This window comes from Erythrobacter tepidarius (assembly GCF_002155695.1).
GTDB classification, from domain to species: Bacteria; Pseudomonadota; Alphaproteobacteria; order Sphingomonadales; family Sphingomonadaceae; genus Erythrobacter; species Erythrobacter tepidarius.
This window is the reverse complement of sequence record NZ_MUYJ01000003.1, coordinates 115,960-132,356: the sequence shown is the minus strand read 5'-3', so window position 1 is coordinate 132,356 and position 16,397 is coordinate 115,960. Positions and strand designations below refer to the sequence as shown.

The 16,397-nt window shown below is 66.1% G+C and carries 20 protein-coding genes; 12 read left to right on the top strand and 8 right to left on the bottom strand.

The window, feature by feature from the left end:
- Positions 1–32 precede the first annotated feature (32 nt).
- From BZF61_RS03650 to BZF61_RS03620, 7 genes are all read left to right on the top strand, one after another.
- Positions 33–422, top strand: a complete 390-nt coding sequence (locus tag BZF61_RS03650; RefSeq protein ID WP_086617291.1) for a hypothetical protein — start codon at positions 33–35, stop codon at positions 420–422.
- On the top strand, positions 419–1,162 hold the full coding sequence (trmD, locus tag BZF61_RS03645; protein WP_086617437.1) for a tRNA (guanosine(37)-N1)-methyltransferase TrmD: 744 nt from the start codon (positions 419–421) through the stop codon (positions 1,160–1,162). Before BZF61_RS03650 ends, trmD begins: the two co-directional genes overlap by 4 nt.
- Positions 1,159–1,527: a 50S ribosomal protein L19 gene (rplS, locus tag BZF61_RS03640; protein WP_086617290.1), complete on the top strand. Its 369-nt coding sequence runs from the start codon at positions 1,159–1,161 to the stop codon at positions 1,525–1,527. The genes trmD and rplS overlap by 4 nt, the downstream gene beginning before the upstream one ends.
- A 174-nt stretch (positions 1,528–1,701) precedes the next feature.
- Positions 1,702–3,939: a S9 family peptidase gene (locus BZF61_RS03635; protein WP_086617289.1), complete on the top strand. Its 2,238-nt coding sequence runs from the start codon at positions 1,702–1,704 to the stop codon at positions 3,937–3,939.
- A 96-nt stretch (positions 3,940–4,035) separates the two neighbouring features.
- Positions 4,036–5,061, top strand: coding sequence for an aspartate-semialdehyde dehydrogenase (locus BZF61_RS03630; RefSeq protein ID WP_086617288.1), 1,026 nt, complete (start codon positions 4,036–4,038; stop codon positions 5,059–5,061).
- Between the two features lie 5 nt (positions 5,062–5,066).
- The gene (locus tag BZF61_RS03625; protein WP_086617287.1) at positions 5,067–5,633 is read left to right on the top strand and encodes a hypothetical protein; all 567 of its coding nucleotides are present in this window, start codon (positions 5,067–5,069) and stop codon (positions 5,631–5,633) included.
- A complete protein-coding gene (locus BZF61_RS03620; RefSeq protein WP_086617286.1) occupies positions 5,605–6,102 on the top strand; it encodes an SAM-dependent methyltransferase in 498 nt (165 codons plus the stop codon). The genes BZF61_RS03625 and BZF61_RS03620 overlap by 29 nt, the downstream gene beginning before the upstream one ends.
- Before the next feature lie 3 nt (positions 6,103–6,105).
- Here BZF61_RS03620 and BZF61_RS03615 read toward each other — a convergent pair whose 3' ends face one another.
- Genes BZF61_RS03615 through BZF61_RS03605 form a run of 3 tightly spaced genes read right to left on the bottom strand, consistent with a single transcriptional unit; the run spans position 6,106 to position 9,218 of the window.
- Positions 6,106–7,683, bottom strand: a complete 1,578-nt coding sequence (locus tag BZF61_RS03615) for a DHA2 family efflux MFS transporter permease subunit (protein ID WP_086617285.1) — start codon at positions 7,681–7,683, stop codon at positions 6,106–6,108.
- Position 7,684: 1 nt separating this feature from the next.
- Positions 7,685–8,782 (bottom strand): HlyD family secretion protein, encoded by a 1,098-nt coding sequence (locus tag BZF61_RS03610; RefSeq protein WP_086617284.1) that lies wholly within the window; start codon positions 8,780–8,782, stop codon positions 7,685–7,687.
- On the bottom strand, positions 8,775–9,218 hold the full coding sequence (locus BZF61_RS03605; protein ID WP_086617283.1) for a MarR family winged helix-turn-helix transcriptional regulator: 444 nt from the start codon (positions 9,216–9,218) through the stop codon (positions 8,775–8,777). Before BZF61_RS03605 ends, BZF61_RS03610 begins: the two co-directional genes overlap by 8 nt.
- 187 nt (positions 9,219–9,405) lie before the next feature.
- Here BZF61_RS03605 and BZF61_RS03600 point away from each other — a divergent pair, with 187 nt between their 5' ends.
- From BZF61_RS03600 to rimK, 4 genes are all read left to right on the top strand, one after another.
- Positions 9,406–10,161, top strand: a complete 756-nt coding sequence (locus BZF61_RS03600) for an alpha/beta fold hydrolase (protein WP_086617282.1) — start codon at positions 9,406–9,408, stop codon at positions 10,159–10,161.
- Positions 10,162–10,275: 114 nt separating this feature from the next.
- Positions 10,276–10,539: a hypothetical protein gene (locus BZF61_RS03595; protein ID WP_086617281.1), complete on the top strand. Its 264-nt coding sequence runs from the start codon at positions 10,276–10,278 to the stop codon at positions 10,537–10,539.
- 17 nt (positions 10,540–10,556) lie between these two features.
- Positions 10,557–11,006: an ATP-dependent zinc protease family protein gene (locus BZF61_RS03590; RefSeq protein ID WP_086617436.1), complete on the top strand. Its 450-nt coding sequence runs from the start codon at positions 10,557–10,559 to the stop codon at positions 11,004–11,006.
- Positions 11,007–11,029: 23 nt separating this feature from the next.
- Positions 11,030–11,935, top strand: a complete 906-nt coding sequence (rimK, locus tag BZF61_RS03585) for a 30S ribosomal protein S6--L-glutamate ligase (RefSeq protein WP_086617280.1) — start codon at positions 11,030–11,032, stop codon at positions 11,933–11,935.
- 6 nt (positions 11,936–11,941) lie between these two features.
- Here rimK and BZF61_RS03580 read toward each other — a convergent pair whose 3' ends face one another.
- Positions 11,942–12,709, bottom strand: a complete 768-nt coding sequence (locus BZF61_RS03580) for an SDR family NAD(P)-dependent oxidoreductase (protein ID WP_086617279.1) — start codon at positions 12,707–12,709, stop codon at positions 11,942–11,944.
- Between the two features lie 149 nt (positions 12,710–12,858).
- Here BZF61_RS03580 and BZF61_RS03575 point away from each other — a divergent pair, with 149 nt between their 5' ends.
- Positions 12,859–13,347: a hypothetical protein gene (locus BZF61_RS03575; protein ID WP_086617278.1), complete on the top strand. Its 489-nt coding sequence runs from the start codon at positions 12,859–12,861 to the stop codon at positions 13,345–13,347.
- A 56-nt stretch (positions 13,348–13,403) separates the two neighbouring features.
- Here BZF61_RS03575 and BZF61_RS03570 read toward each other — a convergent pair whose 3' ends face one another.
- The 4 genes from BZF61_RS03570 to rpsF all read right to left on the bottom strand — a co-directional run bounded on the left by BZF61_RS03570 (position 13,404) and on the right by rpsF (position 16,186).
- Positions 13,404–14,840, bottom strand: a complete 1,437-nt coding sequence (locus tag BZF61_RS03570; RefSeq protein WP_086617277.1) for an AMP nucleosidase — start codon at positions 14,838–14,840, stop codon at positions 13,404–13,406.
- A 136-nt stretch (positions 14,841–14,976) separates the two neighbouring features.
- Entirely contained in the window at positions 14,977–15,582 is a 606-nt protein-coding gene (gene rplI, locus BZF61_RS03565; RefSeq protein WP_086617276.1) for a 50S ribosomal protein L9, read from the bottom strand.
- 14 nt (positions 15,583–15,596) lie between these two features.
- Complete coding sequence (gene rpsR / locus BZF61_RS03560; protein WP_017665523.1) at positions 15,597–15,821, bottom strand: 30S ribosomal protein S18; 225 nt, start codon at positions 15,819–15,821, stop codon at positions 15,597–15,599.
- On the bottom strand, positions 15,821–16,186 hold the full coding sequence (rpsF, locus tag BZF61_RS03555; RefSeq protein ID WP_086617435.1) for a 30S ribosomal protein S6: 366 nt from the start codon (positions 16,184–16,186) through the stop codon (positions 15,821–15,823). Before rpsF ends, rpsR begins: the two co-directional genes overlap by 1 nt.
- Positions 16,187–16,397: the final 211 nt, after the last annotated feature.

Here is a 16,397-nt window from a genome sequence, read left to right as displayed (position 1 = left end):
CGGCGGCACGGCCTGCCGCGTAAGTGGCAGGCATGATCAAGCTTCGCTTCGCCGTGGTTGAGGCCGCATTGGCTCCGCTCGATACCCAGGCGAGGCTCGACGGGGCCGGCATGCGCGCCCGCGCGCCGTTTCACGGACCCGGTGAGGATGCGCGCGTCCGGCTGGCGCGGGTCGGCGGTGGGGCTGCCGTTCGGGCACGCTCTGCGCATCGATTCAGCCGTGGCGGCTGCGTGGTCGCTGCGCCCGACACGGGCGTCGTCGCGCAAGCGCGCAAGAGGCAGGGCAGGCTATTTTCCGCACGCGATCCTGTTGCCGCCAACGAGAGGCCGACGCGTCCCGAGAGCCACGGGGATGAGGCGCGGCCCGACGTGTTCGCGCTGGCAGCGGATCGGTGGGCAAGGCAGGCGGCGATCTGGCGATGAGCTTCGTGGCCACCATCCTCACGCTTTACCCGGAGATGTTCCCCGGGCCGCTCGGGCACTCGCTTGCAGGGCGCGCGCTGGCCGAGGGCAAGTGGGCCTGCGAGACGGTGCAGATCCGCGACTTTGCCACCGACAAGCACCGCACCGTCGATGATACGCCAGCGGGCGGCGGGGCAGGGATGGTCTTGAAGTGCGATGTGCTGGCACGGGCGCTCGACAGCGCTCCGGCCGCGGGACGTCCCATCCTCGCCATGACTCCGCGGGGCAGACCCATCACCCAGGCCCGCATCCGCGAGCTGGCTGCTGGCCCAGGCGTGATCATCCTGTGCGGACGGTTCGAAGGGTTCGACGAGCGCCTGTTCGAAGCCCGGCCCCAGATCGAGCAGGTCTCCCTCGCCGACGTCGTGCTCTCCGGGGGCGAACTGGCTGCGCTCACCATCCTTGACGCTTGCATTCGGCTGCTTCCCGGCGTAATGGGCGCGGCCTTGAGCGGCGCCGAGGAGTCTTTCGAAAACGGCCTTCTCGAATATCCGCAATACACCCGACCTTACGAATGGGAAGGGCGCAAGATCCCCGAAGTGCTGCGATCGGGGGATCATGCGAAGATCGCTGCTTGGCGCAAGGCAAGGAGCGAAGATGACACACGGTCACGCAGGCCGGACTTGTGGGAGCGCCACGAGGGCGCTCGGGTCCAGTCTGCCTCTGACGCGCGGCGCAAAACGAAGGAATCTGGCCAGTGAACCTGATCCAGCAGATTGAAGCCGAAGAAATCGCCAAGTCCGGCAAGGATATCCCCGAATTCCGCGCGGGCGACACCGTTCGCGTCGGGGTGAAGGTGAAGGAAGGCAACCGCGAGCGCATTCAGAACTACGAAGGCGTCGTGATCGCCCGGTCGAACCGCGGCATGGGCAGCAACTTCACCGTACGCAAGATCAGCTTCGGCGAAGGTGTCGAGCGCGTCTTCCCGCTCTACTCGCCGATTATCGAGAGCATCACCGTGGTCCGTCGCGGGGTCGTGCGCCGGGCCAAGCTCTATTACCTGCGCGGCCGCACCGGCAAGAGCGCGCGGATCGCCGAGCGCAAGGCCACCGCGCCCAAGGCGTAAGGCTCATCGGCAGCAATTTGTGAAGGGCGGCTCTTGCAGGGGCCGCCCTTTTGCTTTGCGCCCCCTTGCCATTGCCCCCCTTGCCATTGCCCCCCTTGCCATTGCTCAACGTGATTGCGAGGAGCAAAAATGCGCCGCCCCGCCGGCGGCTTGCAATGACGAGGTGAGCTTTGGATGCGTTCTTTTCTTGCTGCGGTTGCCCTGACGCTTTCGACCTGTCTGACCGCTCCGGCCTTGGCAGAGGACGCCATGGCGGTTGAATCTCCGGCGCTCACCTTCGAGCGTGTCTTCGCCTCGCCCGGTCTCGACGGTCCCGCACCGCGGCAGGCCAAGCTTTCGCCCGATGGCCGCTATCTCACCTTGCTGCGCAACCGCGCCGATGATCGCGACCGCTACGACCTGTGGGGCTACGACATCGAGACCCGCGAATGGCGGATGCTGGTGGATTCGCTGGCGCTGGGATCGGGCCGCGAACTGTCCGAAGACGAGAAGATGCAGCGCGAGCGCGCGCGGGTCGGCAGCCTCAAGGGCATCATCACCTATCAATGGGCGAGCGACGGGGCAGGCGTGCTGGTGCCGCTCGACGGCGATCTCTACCTCGCGCGGCTCGATGGCACCATCACCCGCCTGACCGACACCGAGGGTAGCGAACTCAACCCCAAGCTGTCGAGCAAGGGTGGCTATGTCTCCTTCGTGCGCGACCGGCGGCTGTGGGTCGGCCCGGTTGGGGCTGGGCTTCGGCCGATCACCCCGGCGGGCGAGGCCGAGACGATCCGTTGGGGCGAGGCGGAATTCGTCGCGCAGGAGGAAATGGCGCGGCTCCAGGGCTACTGGTGGTCGCCCGACGACAAGCGCATCGTCGTCCAGCGCACCGATGAAGCCAGCGTCGGCATCGTCACCCGCGCGGCGATCGGCGCCAAGGGCACCAAGGTGTTCGACCAGCGCTATCCTGCCGCGGGCACCGACAATGCGGTGGTCGAGCTTTATGTGATGGATCCGGACGGCGCGAACAGCGTGAAGATCGATCTGGGTCCGAACATCGACATCTATGTCGCCCGCGTCGACTGGGCGCCTGACGGCAGCGCGATCTATGTCCAGCGGCAGGACCGCGCGCAGACGAAGATTGATGTGCTCAGGGTCGATCCGGCCACGGGCGCGAGCACGATCTGGTTCACCGAGCGCGCGGCGCGGCCCGATTACTGGGTGAACCTGTCGGACAATTACCGCTTTCTCAAGGACGGCAGCCTGCTGTGGTGGTCCGAGCGCGACGGGTTCGGACATTTCTACCGCTATGCCGGGGGGGCCTGGCAGCAGCTCACCAGCGGCACCTCGCCCACCACCGCGCTGGTCGGCGTGGACGAGGAGGCGGGGACCTTCACCTATCAGGCGACCCAGGGCGTGTTGACCCAGCAGATCTATCGCGCGCGGCTTGACGGGACGGGGGAACCTGAACTGCTCACCGATCCCGCCTTCACCAATTCTGCGAGCATGGATGGCAAGGGACGGCTGCTCTATGTCACCCGCTCCAGCCCGAACCAGCCGCCGCAGTCCTATCTCGCCACGCCCGATGGCAAGCCGGTTGCGTGGATCGAGGAAAACCGGATCGAGGGCGAGCATCCCTATGCGCCCTTCCTCGCCAGCCATGCGACGCCCGAATTTGGCACCATCCCCGCCGAGGACGGGACGCCGCTTCACTGGATGATGCTGAGGCCCGATATGAAGCCGGGCAAGCGCTATCCCGTGTTCTTCCAGCACTATGGCGGCCCCGGCCCGCAGATGGTGACCAAGGGCTGGGGCGGGGCGCTGGCGCAGGCGATCGTCGACAAGGGCTATATCTTTTTCCAGCTCGACAATCGCGGCTCGGCCAATCGCGGGGTCGATTTCGAACAGCCGCTCTACCGCGCGATGGGCGGAGCCGAGGTGCGCGACCAAAAGGCCGGGGCGCTGTTCCTGAAGAGCCTCGATTTCGTCGATCCCGACAAGATCGCCATCTATGGCTGGTCCTATGGCGGCTACATGACCTTGAAGATGCTCGAAGCCGATCCGGGGCTCTATGCGGCGGGCATTTCGGGCGCGCCAGTGACGCGCTGGGAGCTTTACGACACCCACTATACCGAGCGCTACATGGGCGATCCGCGCGCGCTGCCGGATGCCTATGCCAAGGCGAGCGCCATTCCCGATGCGACGAAGATCGCCGATCCGCTGCTGCTGATCCACGGCATGGCCGACGACAACGTGGTGTTCGAGAATTCCTCCGAACTGATCTCGGTGCTCCAGGAAAACAACCTGCCGTTCGAGATGATGCTCTACCCCGGCTATACCCACCGGGTGTCCGGACCGAAGATCGGCCCGCATTTGTGGAACAGCATTTTCCGCTTCCTCGAGCGCCACGGGGTGACGCCTCCGCAGTAGCCGGGTGGGCGGAATAGGTCTGCGATGACCGCTTAGCGGTTGCGCTCCCGTCAGCGCACGCTATTTCGCGCGTGCGAAATCGTAGGAGAAGGCCAAGTGGGTTACCGGGTGGCAGTGGTCGGCGCGACCGGCAATGTCGGGCGCGAGATGATGCAGGTTCTGGCTGAGCGCGAATTTCCGTGCGACGAGGTGGCAGCGGTCGCTTCGCCACGTTCGACCGGCACCGAAATCGAATTCGGCGATACCGGCAGGATGCTCAAGTGCAAGAATATCGAGCATTTCGATTTTGCCGGCTGGGATATTGCCCTGTTTGCGGCCGGCTCGGGCCCGGCCAAGGAATATGCCCCCAAGGCGGCGGCTGCGGGCTGCGTGGTGATCGACAATTCCTCGCTCTACCGCATGGATCCGGATGTGCCGCTGATCGTGCCGGAGGTAAACCCCGATGCGATCGACGGCTACACCGCGCGCAACCTCATCGCCAATCCCAACTGTTCGACCGCGCAGCTGGTGGTGGCATTGAAGCCGCTCCACGACGCGGCGAGGATCAAGCGCGTGGTGGTGAGCACCTACCAGTCGACCTCCGGCGCCGGCAAGGCGGGCATGGACGAGCTGTTCGCGCAAAGCCGGGCGATCTTTGTCGGCGATCCGGTCGAACCCAAGAAGTTCACCAAGCAGATCGCCTTCAACGTCATTCCGCATATCGATGTCTTCCTCGACGATGGTTCGACCAAGGAAGAATGGAAGATGGTGGTCGAGACCAAGAAGATCCTCGATCCGAAGATCAAACTGACCGCGACCTGCGTGCGTGTGCCGGTGTTCGTCGGCCATTCCGAAGCGGTCAATATCGAGTTCGAGAACGAGATCAGCGCAAGCCAAGCGATGGACATCCTGCGCGAGGCGCCCGGCGTGATGCTGGTCGATAAGCGCGAGGACGGAGGTTACATCACGCCCGTCGAATGCGTCGGCGATGCGGCGACCTTCGTCAGCCGCGTGCGCGAGGACCCGACGGTGGAGAACGGGCTGACGATGTGGGTGGTGTCGGACAACCTGAGGAAGGGGGCGGCGCTCAACGCGGTGCAGATCGCCGAACTGCTCGGCCGCCGTCACCTGCGCAAGGGCTGAGGCCGATGCGCCGGATTGTCCTCGCGCTGGCCGGTGTGCTGGTGCTGGCCGGTTGCGACGGCGGCGAGGTGCCAAGTCCGGCCGAGCGCGAGCAGGGCGGCATGCCTGCGGGCGAGGTGGCGGCCGATGCCGTAGAACTGCGGCCCGAAGGGCTCGTCGCCGGGCCTGAGGCGTTCTATTTCGCGGCAGGGCAGAAAGAGGTCGAAACCGCGCTCGCCAAGGCGCTGGGCGCGGCGCTGCGCAGCGGCTCCAACCCCGAATGCGGGGCCGGGCCGGTGACCTTCACCGATTTTCCCGGCGGGTTGACGGTGCATTTCCAGAACGACCGTCTGGTCGGCTGGAACTGGCACCTTGCGCAGGATGGTGACACACCCGGGCGCGGGACGGTGCGGCTGGCGGGCGCGGTGCAGGTCGGGTCAGCGCGCGGCGTGGCCGAGGCCGCGCCCGGCTTTGCCCCGGTCGAGGGCAGCACGCTGGGCGAGGAATTCGCGCTCGGCGGACGCATCGGCGGCTTCATCGCGGGCGACAAGGTGGAAATGCTCTATGCCGGAACCCAGTGCTTCTTCCGCTGAGCGCCTCGGAGCGATCACGCTGCATCCGATCGGCCATGTCAGAGGCGGCCGTGCCGAAGTGATCGACGACAACTGGGGCGCCGTCGAGGCGGTGATCGCACTCGACGCCGAGCGCTTCGGGCCCGAGGCGCTCGCTGGGCTTGATGGCTTCAGCCATGTCGAGGTGATCTTCCTTTTCGACCGCGTGTCCGACGACAAGATCGAGACCGGTGCGCGCCGCCCGCGCGGGCGCCAAGACTGGCCGCTGGTCGGGATCTTTGCGCAGCGCGGCAAGAACCGCCCCAACCGGCTCGGCCTAACCAGCTGCGAGGTGGTTGCGGTCGAGGGGACGCAGCTGCGGGTGCGCGGGCTCGATGCTGTCGATGGCACGCCGGTGCTCGACATCAAGCCGGTGATGCGCGGCTTTGCCCCGCGCGGCAACCTGCGCGAGCCCGACTGGGCCGGCGCGATCATGCAGGACTACTGGTAAAGCCTATTCCGACAGCGCCACCGGCCCGGCAGGCGCCGCGTTGCGGCGCATCAGCAGCGCCAGCGGTGCCGCGGCGAGCGTGATCCACATCATCAGCCAGAAATCGTCGACATAGGCGATCATTGCCGCCTGCCGGTTCACCTTGGCATCGATCAGCGCCATCGCGCCATCGCCCAAGACCTGAAAGCGGTCGCTGGTGGAAAAATCGACGATGATGCCGGTCGCGGCAGTGATATTGCTGCCCAGCTCCTCGTGGCTGGTCTGGATGTTGCGCGCGAGCAGCACCGTCATCCAGGCGATCCCGGCTGATGCCCCCAGCGAGCGGAACAGGTTGAGCAGGCTCGATCCGTCGGTGCGCAGACGCGGGGAGAGCGTGGCAAAGGCGCTGACCTGCAAGGGGATGAACACCAGCCCCATGCCGAGGCCTTGCAGCAGGCCGCTGACGATAACGTGCAGCGCGTCCACATCGAGCGACCAGTGCGCCATTTGCCACAGCGATAGGGCGCAGATCACAAAGCCGCCCGCCACCACCGGCCTTGCATCGAACCCGCGCCGCATCAGCACGCCGGACAGCTGCATCGAGATCAGGATCCCCACACCGCGCGGCATCAGCACGATGCCGGTGTCGATCACGCCGTAGCCGAACAGGTTCTGCAGCATCGGCGGCAGCAGCGCCATCACCGCAAACATGACGATGCCGATAACGACCATGAAGCCCAGCGCGATGGCGAAATTGCGATCGGCGAACAGCGCGCGGTCGAACATCGGGGCCGTGGCGGTGGCGAAGTGGATCACCACCATCCAGGTCGCCGAAAGCATGATCAGCAGATAGACCCAGATCTCGGTCGAGGCGAGCCAGTCCTGCTGCTGCCCACGATCGAGCAGAAGCTGGAAAGCGGTCAGCGCCAGCGCCAACAGGACGAAACCAGCGATATCGAACCGCCGCGCGCGCTGCGGCCGGTGCGGAAGGAAAGCGATCAGCGCGGCGAGCGACAGGGCGCCAACCGGCAGATTGACGAAAAATACCCAGCGCCAGTTGGCGGTTTCGGTCAGCCAGCCGCCGAGGATTGGGCCGAGGATCGGGCCGATCATGATCCCCATGCCCCACACGGCCATGATCTGCGGGTGCCGGGATGGTCGGGTGGCATCGAGCATGAAAGCCTGACTGAGCGGGGCAATGAACGCCCCGGCGATGCCCTGAAACGCACGGAAGATGACCATTTCCTCGAGATTCTGCGCCAGCCCGCAGAGCATCGAGGCAAGGATGAAGCCCGCGACCGAGCCGATGAACAGCCGCCGCGCGCCGATCCGGTCGGCCAGCCAGCCGGTGATCGGCAGGGCCACGGCCGAAGCGATGATGTAGCTGGTCAGCACCCAGGTGATGGTGTCGACCGTCGCGCCGAGCGAGGACTGCATGTGCGGCAGCGCGACATTGGCGATGGTGGTGTCGAGGATCTGGAGGAGCGAGGCCGCCATCACCCCGAGGATCATCAAGGGATAATTGCCGCTTTCGAGTTCTGCCGCATCGGCTGGCCGGGGCACGGGCGCAGGCGCGGGCACGGGCGCGGCGCGGCTCGCCATGTCAGCGCCCGGCCGCTTCGCCCGTGAACACCGTCACCTCGCTCGACAGCCCGGCGATCAGCGGGCGCGGGCTTTGGCCCTCGAGCGCGATGCGCACCGGCACGCGCTGCGTGACCTTGACCCAGTTGCCGGTGGCGTTCTGCGCGGGCAGCACCGAGAACTCCGCGCCCGTGCCCGCGCCGATGCTTTCGACCCGGCCCTTCAGGACGAGGTCGGGGTAGGCATCGAAGCGCACTTCGGCGCGCTGGCCAACCGCCATGTCGGCCAGATCGGTCTCCTTGAAATTGGCTTCGACGTAGGTCGAACCGACGCGCACCAGCGTGAGCACCGGGAGATTGGGCACGACCTGCTGGCCCAGCTGGAGCCGCTCGGCCTGCGCGATCCGGCCGGCGGCGGGCGCGCGGACCTCGGTGCGGCGCAGCGACAGCTCGGCATTGGCGCGCCTGGCCAGAGCGGCGGCGATCTGCGGATTGACCCCGGGCACCGCTGCGCCAGTGGCGAGCCGCGCGCGGGCCTCGCGCTGGCGGTCTTCTGCCCGCCGCGCCGCCTCGCGGGCCTGAACCACGGCCTGTTCGGCTGCCTCGTAATCAGCCTTGGTCGAAAAACCCTTTTCGCGCAGTGCCTTGACACGTTCGAAGCGTGCCTGGGCAAAGGCGAGATCGCTGCGTGCGGCGGCGATCTCGGTGTCGGAGAGCTCGGCGGCGTTGCTGAGCGCGATCACATTGGCCTGGGCCTGCGCGATCGCGGCCTCGGCCTCGGCCAGTTGCAGGCGGTAGGGTTCGGGATCGATGCGGAACAGCAGGTCGCCCGCAGCCACCTGCGATCCCTCCTTGACGAACACTTCCACGATCCGTCCGCCGACTTCGGCGCTGATCGAGACCATGTCCTGCTTGATATAGGCATTGTCGGTCGAGACCTTGCCGGCCAGGCTCTGCCAGTAGAGCAAGGCGCCGGTCAGCAGGGCCAGCGGCACCGCGAGCATCAGCGCCCAGCGGCCCCACGGACGCCGCGCCTGCGCGGCCGGTGCATCCTGTATGTCCGGTGCAGCCGGTGCGGCGGGGGTCGCCCCGCGGGCGATGGCGGGATCGGCTTCAGCCATTGATCGCCTCCGGCTGGCGCGCCGCGGCGAGATTGGCGGCGATGCGTTCCAACGAGGCGGCAAAGCTGTCGCGCTCGGCCTGATCGAAGCCGTTGAGCATGTCCTCGAACAGCCCTTCCACCGTCAGCCGCAGCCGGGCGACGATGCCGCGGCTCTTGTCGGTGAGGTGGAGGATGCGGGCGCGGCGATCGGCGGGATCGGCCTGCCGTTCGACCCAGCCGGCCTCCTCGAGCCGATCGACAATACGGGTGAGGGTGATTGGCTCGATCTCCAGTCGCTCGGCATAGAAGGCCTGGTTTGCGTTCGGGCTGCGCTCGAGCGCGAGCAGCAGGCGTGCCTGCGGGCCGGTCAGGCCGAGCGAGCGCACCCGCTCGTCGAACAGGCGGCGCAGCTGGCGCGAATTGTCGGCGAGTCGATAGCCTGTCTCGATACTCATGCGTGTCCTTATAATAAGCACGCTTATTATTCTCAAGCCTGCTCTGGCTCCGCCGCCCGAAGCGCGCTAGCAGCATTGCCAGGACACGCCATGAAGACCGGTTGATCGCGGGCGAGCCGATTTTCGGGCAGGCCCGCATCGCCATGGGGAAGGGGCGGATGGAGCAAAACAGACGGGAGAAGCACGTTTGAGCCTCGAACATTTCACCTCTTTCGACGGCACCCGCCTCGCGATCCACCGCGAGGGCGCGGGCCGCCCGGTGATCCTGCTGCACGGGCTGTTTTCCTCGGCCCATATGAACTGGATAAAGTGGGGCCATGACCAGCGCCTCGTGGCAGCCGGGTTCGCGGCGATCATGCTCGACTTTCGCGTCCACGGCGACAGCGAGGCGCCGCAGGATCCTGCCCGCTATCCCCCCGGCGTGCTGGTGCGCGATGTCGCGGCGCTGATCGACCATCTCGGTCTGGCCGAAGGCGAGTACGATCTGTGCGGCTTTTCATTGGGCGCGCGCACGTCGGTGCATGGCTGCGCCACCGGCGTCTTCGCGCCGCGCCGGCTGGTGCTGGCCGGGATGGGGGTTTCGGGCCTTGCCGACTGGCGGCGGCGCGCGGCCTTCTTCACCCGCGTGATCGACGAGTTCGACACCATCACCCGCGACGATCCGGCCTGGCTCTCACGCCAGTTCCTCAAGTCGCAAGGGGTGGATCGTGCCGCCGCGCGGCTGCTGCTGAATGGCTTCGAGGATCTTGATCTGGCGGGCCTCGCCAAGATTACTTGCCCGACGCTGGTGATCTGCGGCGCGCAGGATCAGGACAATGGCTCGGCCCGCGATCTGGCCGACCTTCTGCCGAATGCGACTTACGCGCAAGTCCCCGGTGGCCATCTCGACAGCGCGACCAAGCCCGAACTGGGCGCGGGGATTGTGCGCTTTCTTGCGGCCTGATCGGACCATCGGGCAAGGGGGCTTGGCCGGGCGGGCCTGCGCGCCTATGAACCGCGCCTGTTGGTTTTCCGCGGGGCGCACATGAGATTTCGTCTCGTTTCAGGAGCTTGGCTTGTGCTCGTCGCACTCGGCCAGGCGCTGCGGGCGCAGGATAGCCCCGCGCCGCTCATCAAGACGAATGATGCCAGGTGGGCGCTGAAAATCCCGCGCGGGGCGGGCTACAAGGCGAAATTCGAGGACGTGGGTGAGGAGCGCAAACAGCCTTCGTTCCAGATCAGCACCCGCGACGGGCCGGTCTGTCTGCCCTTCTCGGACTGCGCGGGCGCCGGCGGGGGTCGGCACGGGGCTGGCGATCTGAAAACGGCGATTGTGCTTTGAGCGAGCTGGACCATCTGATGCCGACCCCGCTCATGGTCGTGGGCTGGCGCGAGCTGGTCGATCTGCCCGAGCTTGGCCTTGCCGGCATTCCCGCCAAGATCGACACTGGCGCGCGCACCTCCTCGCTCCACGCCCATGTGCTCGACGATTTCCTGCGCGACGGGGAAAGATTCGTGCGCTTCGCGGTCGACTGGGGTGGAGTGCGTCACCATTGCGAGGCGGTCCATGTCGATCTGCGCGGGATCACCAGCTCCAACGGCGAGAGCCAGGAGCGGTTTGTCATTAAGACGCCGCTATCGATCGGTAATCTTACCTTCCGCGCGGAAATCAGCCTGGCGGACCGCTCGCAGATGCAGTTTCCGATGCTGATCGGGCGCACCGCGCTGCGGCGCAGGATGGTGGTCGATAGTGGTCATTCATGGCTGCAATCGTCACATAATGCGTCTAAGGGGCCGGGCCGCCGGTAGGACACCGGCATGAAAGGGTTCCCATGAAAATCGCCATGCTGGCGCGCAATCCGGATCTCTATTCGCACCGCCGGTTGAAGGCGGCCGCGGAGGCGCGCGGCCACAGTCTCGACATCCTCAACACGCTGCGCTGCACGGTGCATATCGCCAGCCATCGGCCGCAGGTGTTCTACAACGGCGCGCCAATCGCCGCCTATGACGCGGTGATCCCGCGGATCGGCGCCTCGATCACCAATTACGGCCTGGCGATCCTCAGGCAGTTCGAGATGGCGGGAATCTGGTCGTTGAACGAAAGCGTCGCCATCGGGCGCAGCCGCGACAAGCTCAGGAGCTTGCAGATCCTCGCCAAGCACGGCCTCGGGCTGCCGCTTACCGCTTACGCCAATGACCCCAAGCAGGCCGAGGAGATCATCAAGGCCGTCAATGGCCCCCCGGTGGTGATCAAGCTGATCGAGGGCACGCAGGGGATCGGTGTGGTGCTCGCCGAGACGATGTCGAGCGCCAAGTCGGTTATCGAGGCGTTCCGCGGCGCCAACGTCAACATCCTCGTGCAGGAGTTCATCAAGGAAGCCGGCGGCACGGACATCCGCGCGCTGGTGGTGGGCGGCAAGGTGGTGGCGGCGATGAAGCGCACCGGCGCACCGGACGAGTTCCGTTCCAACCTGCACCGCGGCGGCAGCGCGCAGGTGATCAAGATCACCCCCGAGGAACGTTCCACCGCGGTGCGCGCGGCCCGACGCATGGGGCTGAACGTCTGCGGCGTGGACATGCTGCGCTCGAACCACGGCCCGGTGATCATGGAGGTCAATTCCTCCCCCGGACTCGAAGGCATCGAAAGCGCGACGGGCAAGGATGTCGCCGGCCAGATCATCGATTTCATCGCCGCCAATGCCGAGGGCGGGACAACCAAGACCAAGGGGCGCGGCTAGCGCTGCTCAGGCGTTGCGCGCTGTCAGCCCGCCATCGACCGGGATCGCCGCGCCGGTGATATAGCTCGCCGCCGGAAGCACCAGCGACAGGGTGATGTGCGCGACCTCCTCGGGATCGCCATAGCGCCTGAGCGCGGTGCGGCGCCGGGCGAAGATCACCTTGTGCTCCTCGGCCACGGCATCGGTCATCGCGGTGCGGATCGGCCCCGGACAGATGCAGTTGACGGTGATGCCTTCGGGGCCGAGATCGACCGCGAGACCGCGCGTCAGCCCGATCACCCCGGTCTTGGCGGCGACATAGGGGGTATCGCCCGGGGTCGCGCCAAGCCCTTCGGTGCTGGCGATGTTGACTATCCGGGGTGCGTTGCTTCGGCGCAGCCACGGCAGGGCGGCGCGCACCATGCGCTGGTGGGCGGTGAGCATCACGCCAAGCGCGCGGTGCCACACCTCCTCGTAAGCCGGATCATCGAGCGCGCAGAAACTCGAAATCCCGGCGTTGTTGACGAGTATGTCGATCGCTCCGAAATCTTCAGCGATCTGTGCGACAGTGCGGGCGACGGCCGCGGCATCGGCCACATCCAGTGCATAGGCCCTTGCGCCAGCGCCGCACGCCGCCGCGACCGCCGCGCAGGCGCCATGGTCAAGATCGGTCACGGCCACCCGTGCGCCCTCGGCGGCGAAGAGCTGCGCGGTTGCCCGCCCCATCCCGCTTGCCGCGCCGGTGATGATCGCGACGCGTCCGGCGATCGAACGGGACAGGGCAGGGTGAGACATCGCGCATTCTCCGGCAGCTTTGCGCCAGAATAACCGGGCGCGGCCTGCGCGTCACCCTGCGCTCGGCCTGTCAGAAAATCCAAGGCGCAAGCCCCGAACTGGGCTAAAGCGAATCGTGCGCCGCTGTGGCGCTCTATGGAGACAATCGCATGAATGCACGTCACGTCCTGTCGCTGCCCGCGCTCGCTGCCGCGGGGCTGCTTGTGGCCACCGCCGTGCCTGCCGCCGCAAAGGACGCCAGCATCGAGCAGCGCCTCGATGCGCAGGGCACCAAATATGAGATCGACGAGGACGGCGACTACAAGATCGTGGTCAGCTGGAAGAACGAAGGGCGCACGCAGATCGTGTTCGTCTCGGGCAAGACCGAGGAAGTCGCCGGCCTGGTGATCCGCGAAGTCTTCGCGCCCGCGGCGATCATCGAAAAGCACGACATCAACGGCAAGCAGGCGCTCGCACTGCTAGAGGCCGCGGGCCAGACCAAGATTGGCAGCTGGGAAGTCCGCGGCGGCGTGCTCTATTTCGTCGCCAAGGTGCTGGATAGTCTTTCGGCCGAGCAGCTCGACGCGGTGATCACGGTGATTTCCGAAACCGCCGACGACAAGGAAATCGAGCTGACCGGCGGCAAGGACGATCTCTAGGCCACGGGGCCGGATCTGCCCCTGCGCACCGGGCGGGCGTTCGGCCTGCGTTGCCCTTACCTGAAGGGCGGCTCGTTGAACGCGCGCAGCTTGCGCGAATGCAGGCGGTCGCCCTCGTCGCGCAGCTTGGTGCAGGCGACGATGCCCATCTGCAGATGCGCGGCAATGGCTTCCTCATAGAACTTGTTGGCCTGCCCGGGCAGCTTGATCTCGCCGTGGAGCGGCTTGTCCGAGACGCACAGCAGCGTTCCGTAGGGCACGCGGAAGCGGTAGCCCTGCGTGGCGATGGTGGCGCTTTCCATGTCGATCGCGATCGCGCGGCTCTGCGAGAAGCGCTTGGCCGAGGAGGAATAGCGCAGCTCCCAGTTGCGATCATCGGTGGTGACAACCGTGCCGGTGCGCATCCGCTGCTTGAGGTTCGCGCCCTGGACGCCGCTGACCTGCTCGGCCGCGGCGGCCATCGCCTGCTGGACTTCGGCAATCGGCGGGATCGGCACTTCGGGCGGAAGCACCGGATCGAGCACGTGATCATCGCGCAGGTAAGCATGGGCGAGCACGAAGTCGCCGATCTTCTGGGTCGAGCGCAGGCCGCCGCAGTGGCCAATCATCAGCCAGGCGTGGGGGCGCAGCACCGCGAGATGATCGCAGATCGTCTTGGCGTTGGACGGGCCGACACCGATGTTGACGAGAGTAATCCCGCGCCCGTCCTCGCGGATCAGGTGATAGGCGGGCATCTGGTGACGCCGCCACGCGGTATCGTTGAGCTGATCCTGCGCGTGGGGGGTGTTCTCGCGGATGTCGAGCCCCGCCGCACCGGTCAGCGCGACATAGCCGCCAGAGCCGATCTGGGTGGCACCCCAATTCACGAATTCATCAACATAGCGGTGATAGTTCGTGAACAGGATGAAGTCCTGAAAGTCGCTGACTTCGCTACCGGTATAGTGCTTGAGGCGGGCGAGCGAGTAATCGGTGCGCAGGCCGTCGAACAGCGAGAGCGGCATGTTGCTCATCCCGTCGATCTCGATCCCGTCGGCCAGTTCATCTCCGATCAGGGCGAGGTCGGTCGATGGGAAGTGCGCGGCAATCTCTTGCGGCGCGATGCCGACCATCGCCGCCCCGGCCTCGCCATCGAGCACATAGGGGAAGGGGATTTCCTGGCGCGAACGTTCGACCTTCACCGTCACCTCGTATTCGGCGGCGATCAGGCTCAGCTGTTCGGTGAGATATTCAGCGAAAAGATCGGGCCGGGTGATGGTGGTGGTATAGGTGCCCGGCATTTCCAGCCGGCCGAAGGCGCGGCTGCGATCGCGCGGGGCGCCGATGCCGGCATAGGTCAGCGTGATCTGCGGATAGGCATAAGAGCCGTCCTCACGTTTACGGGCCGGCGGGATGGTGCCGTCGCGCCCGAAGGCGATGACGTCGTCGCGCAGGGTGCGCACCGCATCGTCGTAGTGCTGCCGCAGTTCGCTGAGGATGGCGGGAATGTCGATCATCGCAGTTGTTCTGCTCCTTTTGTGTTATCGTTGTATTGCAATGCCTTGGTGGTTGCAGCGCGTGTTTACGAGAAGGGCGCGAAGATCGGCATGACCTTCGCGCCCTGCTGTGGGTCTTGGCCGGAAGCCAGCAGGCTCAGGCGTCCGCGCCCCCTTCGAGCAGTTCGGCCGGGATTTCCCCCGGTTCAAGCCCGGTGTCGATGCGGGTGGCATCGGCCTGTTCCTCGATCGCGCGCTGTTCGTCCTCGAACATCCGCGCAAGCACGTCAACGCCCTCGCTCTGGAGCTTGGCTTCGTCGTCCGAACGGGCAACGTTGGCCTTGATCGTCACCCGCACCTCAGGGTGCAGGGCGATGGTGACTTCGTGCATGCCGATGGTCTTGATCGGCGCGCCGAGGATGACCATGCGCTTGTCGACCGCGTGGCCCTGTTCGGCCAGACCGGCAACGATGTCGCGAACGCTCACCGAACCGTAGAGCTGGCCGGCGTTCGAAGCGGCGCGGATCAGCACCACCTCGGCGCCCGCGACCTTCTGTCCTTGCGCTTCGGCAGCGGCGCGGCGCTCGGCGTTTTCCTTTTCGAGCCGCTCGCGGTTGGCTTCGAACACCTTGCGGTTGGCTTCGTTGGCGCGAAGGGCCTTCTTCTGCGGCAGCAGGAAGTTGCGCGCATAGCCGTCCTTCACGGTGACGACATCGCCGATCGAGCCGAGCTTTTCGATGCGCTCAAGGAGAATGATTTCCATGGGTCCTTCTCCTCTTACTTCACGATGAAGGGCAGCAAGCCGATCTGGCGCGCGCGCTTGATCGCCTGGGCCAGCTCGCGCTGCTTCTTCGCCGAAACGGCGGTGATGCGGCTGGGCACGATCTTGCCGCGCTCGGACATGAAGCCCTGCAGCAGGCGCACGTCCTTGTAATCGATCTTGGGGGCATCCTTGGCCGCGAAGGGGCAGGACTTGCGGCGGCGGAAAAACGGGCGGGCCATCAGTCGCGCTCCTCACGGGTTTCGCGGCGCTTGCGCTCGCGTTCGTTCTTGCGCATCATCACGGACGGGCCTTCCTCGTGCGCGTCCACGCGGACGGTCATGTAGCGGATGATGTCTTCGTTGATGCGGGTCTGGCGCTCGAGCTCGGCGACGACCGATCCGGGGGCGTCGATGTTGAGCAGCACGAAGTGCGCCTTGCGGTTGCGCTGGATCTTGTAAGCGAGCGACTTCAAGCCCCAGGTTTCGATCTTGGTGACCTTGCCATGATTGGCTTCGACAATTGCGGTGGCTTGCGCCGCCAGCGCGTCAACCTGAGCCTGGCTCAGATCCTGACGCGCAAGAAAGACGTGCTCGTAGAGCGCCATCTTGCGTCCTTTCACTACCTTGCCGATCGCTGGCTGATCCGACGCGAAAGCGTCCGGGGCCCCTCCGGCTTTCTTCGATGCATCGCCGGGCGGTTCCCATGCGAAGCGCGGCCCCTTACAGCTTTTGCGGACAATTGCAAGTCTTGTCGGCGGGGAATCGGACGGGCAGGCGGAGGCTTGGTTTGCACGAATCGAAAAAGGGGGATTGTCC

Bases quoted from the DNA above. Each gene is read 5' to 3' on its own strand.
- rimK (WP_086617280.1), top strand. From the start codon at position 11,030: ATGAAAATCGCCATGCTGGCGCGCAATCCGGATCTCTATTCGCACCGC.
- BZF61_RS03575 (WP_086617278.1), top strand. From the start codon at position 12,859: ATGAATGCACGTCACGTCCTGTCGCTGCCCGCGCTCGCTGCCGCGGGG.
- BZF61_RS03590 (WP_086617436.1), top strand. From the start codon at position 10,557: ATGCCGACCCCGCTCATGGTCGTGGGCTGGCGCGAGCTGGTCGATCTG.
- BZF61_RS03635 (WP_086617289.1), top strand. From the start codon at position 1,702: ATGCGTTCTTTTCTTGCTGCGGTTGCCCTGACGCTTTCGACCTGTCTG.
- BZF61_RS03570 (WP_086617277.1), bottom strand. From the start codon at position 14,840: ATGATCGACATTCCCGCCATCCTCAGCGAACTGCGGCAGCACTACGAC.
- BZF61_RS03620 (WP_086617286.1), top strand. From the start codon at position 5,605: ATGCCGGAACCCAGTGCTTCTTCCGCTGAGCGCCTCGGAGCGATCACG.
- rplI (WP_086617276.1), bottom strand. From the start codon at position 15,582: ATGGAAATCATTCTCCTTGAGCGCATCGAAAAGCTCGGCTCGATCGGC.
- rpsF (WP_086617435.1), bottom strand. From the start codon at position 16,186: ATGGCGCTCTACGAGCACGTCTTTCTTGCGCGTCAGGATCTGAGCCAG.
- BZF61_RS03610 (WP_086617284.1), bottom strand. From the start codon at position 8,782: ATGGCTGAAGCCGATCCCGCCATCGCCCGCGGGGCGACCCCCGCCGCA.
- trmD (WP_086617437.1), top strand. From the start codon at position 419: ATGAGCTTCGTGGCCACCATCCTCACGCTTTACCCGGAGATGTTCCCC.
- BZF61_RS03625 (WP_086617287.1), top strand. From the start codon at position 5,067: ATGCGCCGGATTGTCCTCGCGCTGGCCGGTGTGCTGGTGCTGGCCGGT.
- BZF61_RS03605 (WP_086617283.1), bottom strand. From the start codon at position 9,218: ATGAGTATCGAGACAGGCTATCGACTCGCCGACAATTCGCGCCAGCTG.
- BZF61_RS03650 (WP_086617291.1), top strand. From the start codon at position 33: ATGATCAAGCTTCGCTTCGCCGTGGTTGAGGCCGCATTGGCTCCGCTC.
- BZF61_RS03615 (WP_086617285.1), bottom strand. From the start codon at position 7,683: ATGGCGAGCCGCGCCGCGCCCGTGCCCGCGCCTGCGCCCGTGCCCCGG.
- BZF61_RS03580 (WP_086617279.1), bottom strand. From the start codon at position 12,709: ATGTCTCACCCTGCCCTGTCCCGTTCGATCGCCGGACGCGTCGCGATC.
- rpsR (WP_017665523.1), bottom strand. From the start codon at position 15,821: ATGGCCCGCCCGTTTTTCCGCCGCCGCAAGTCCTGCCCCTTCGCGGCC.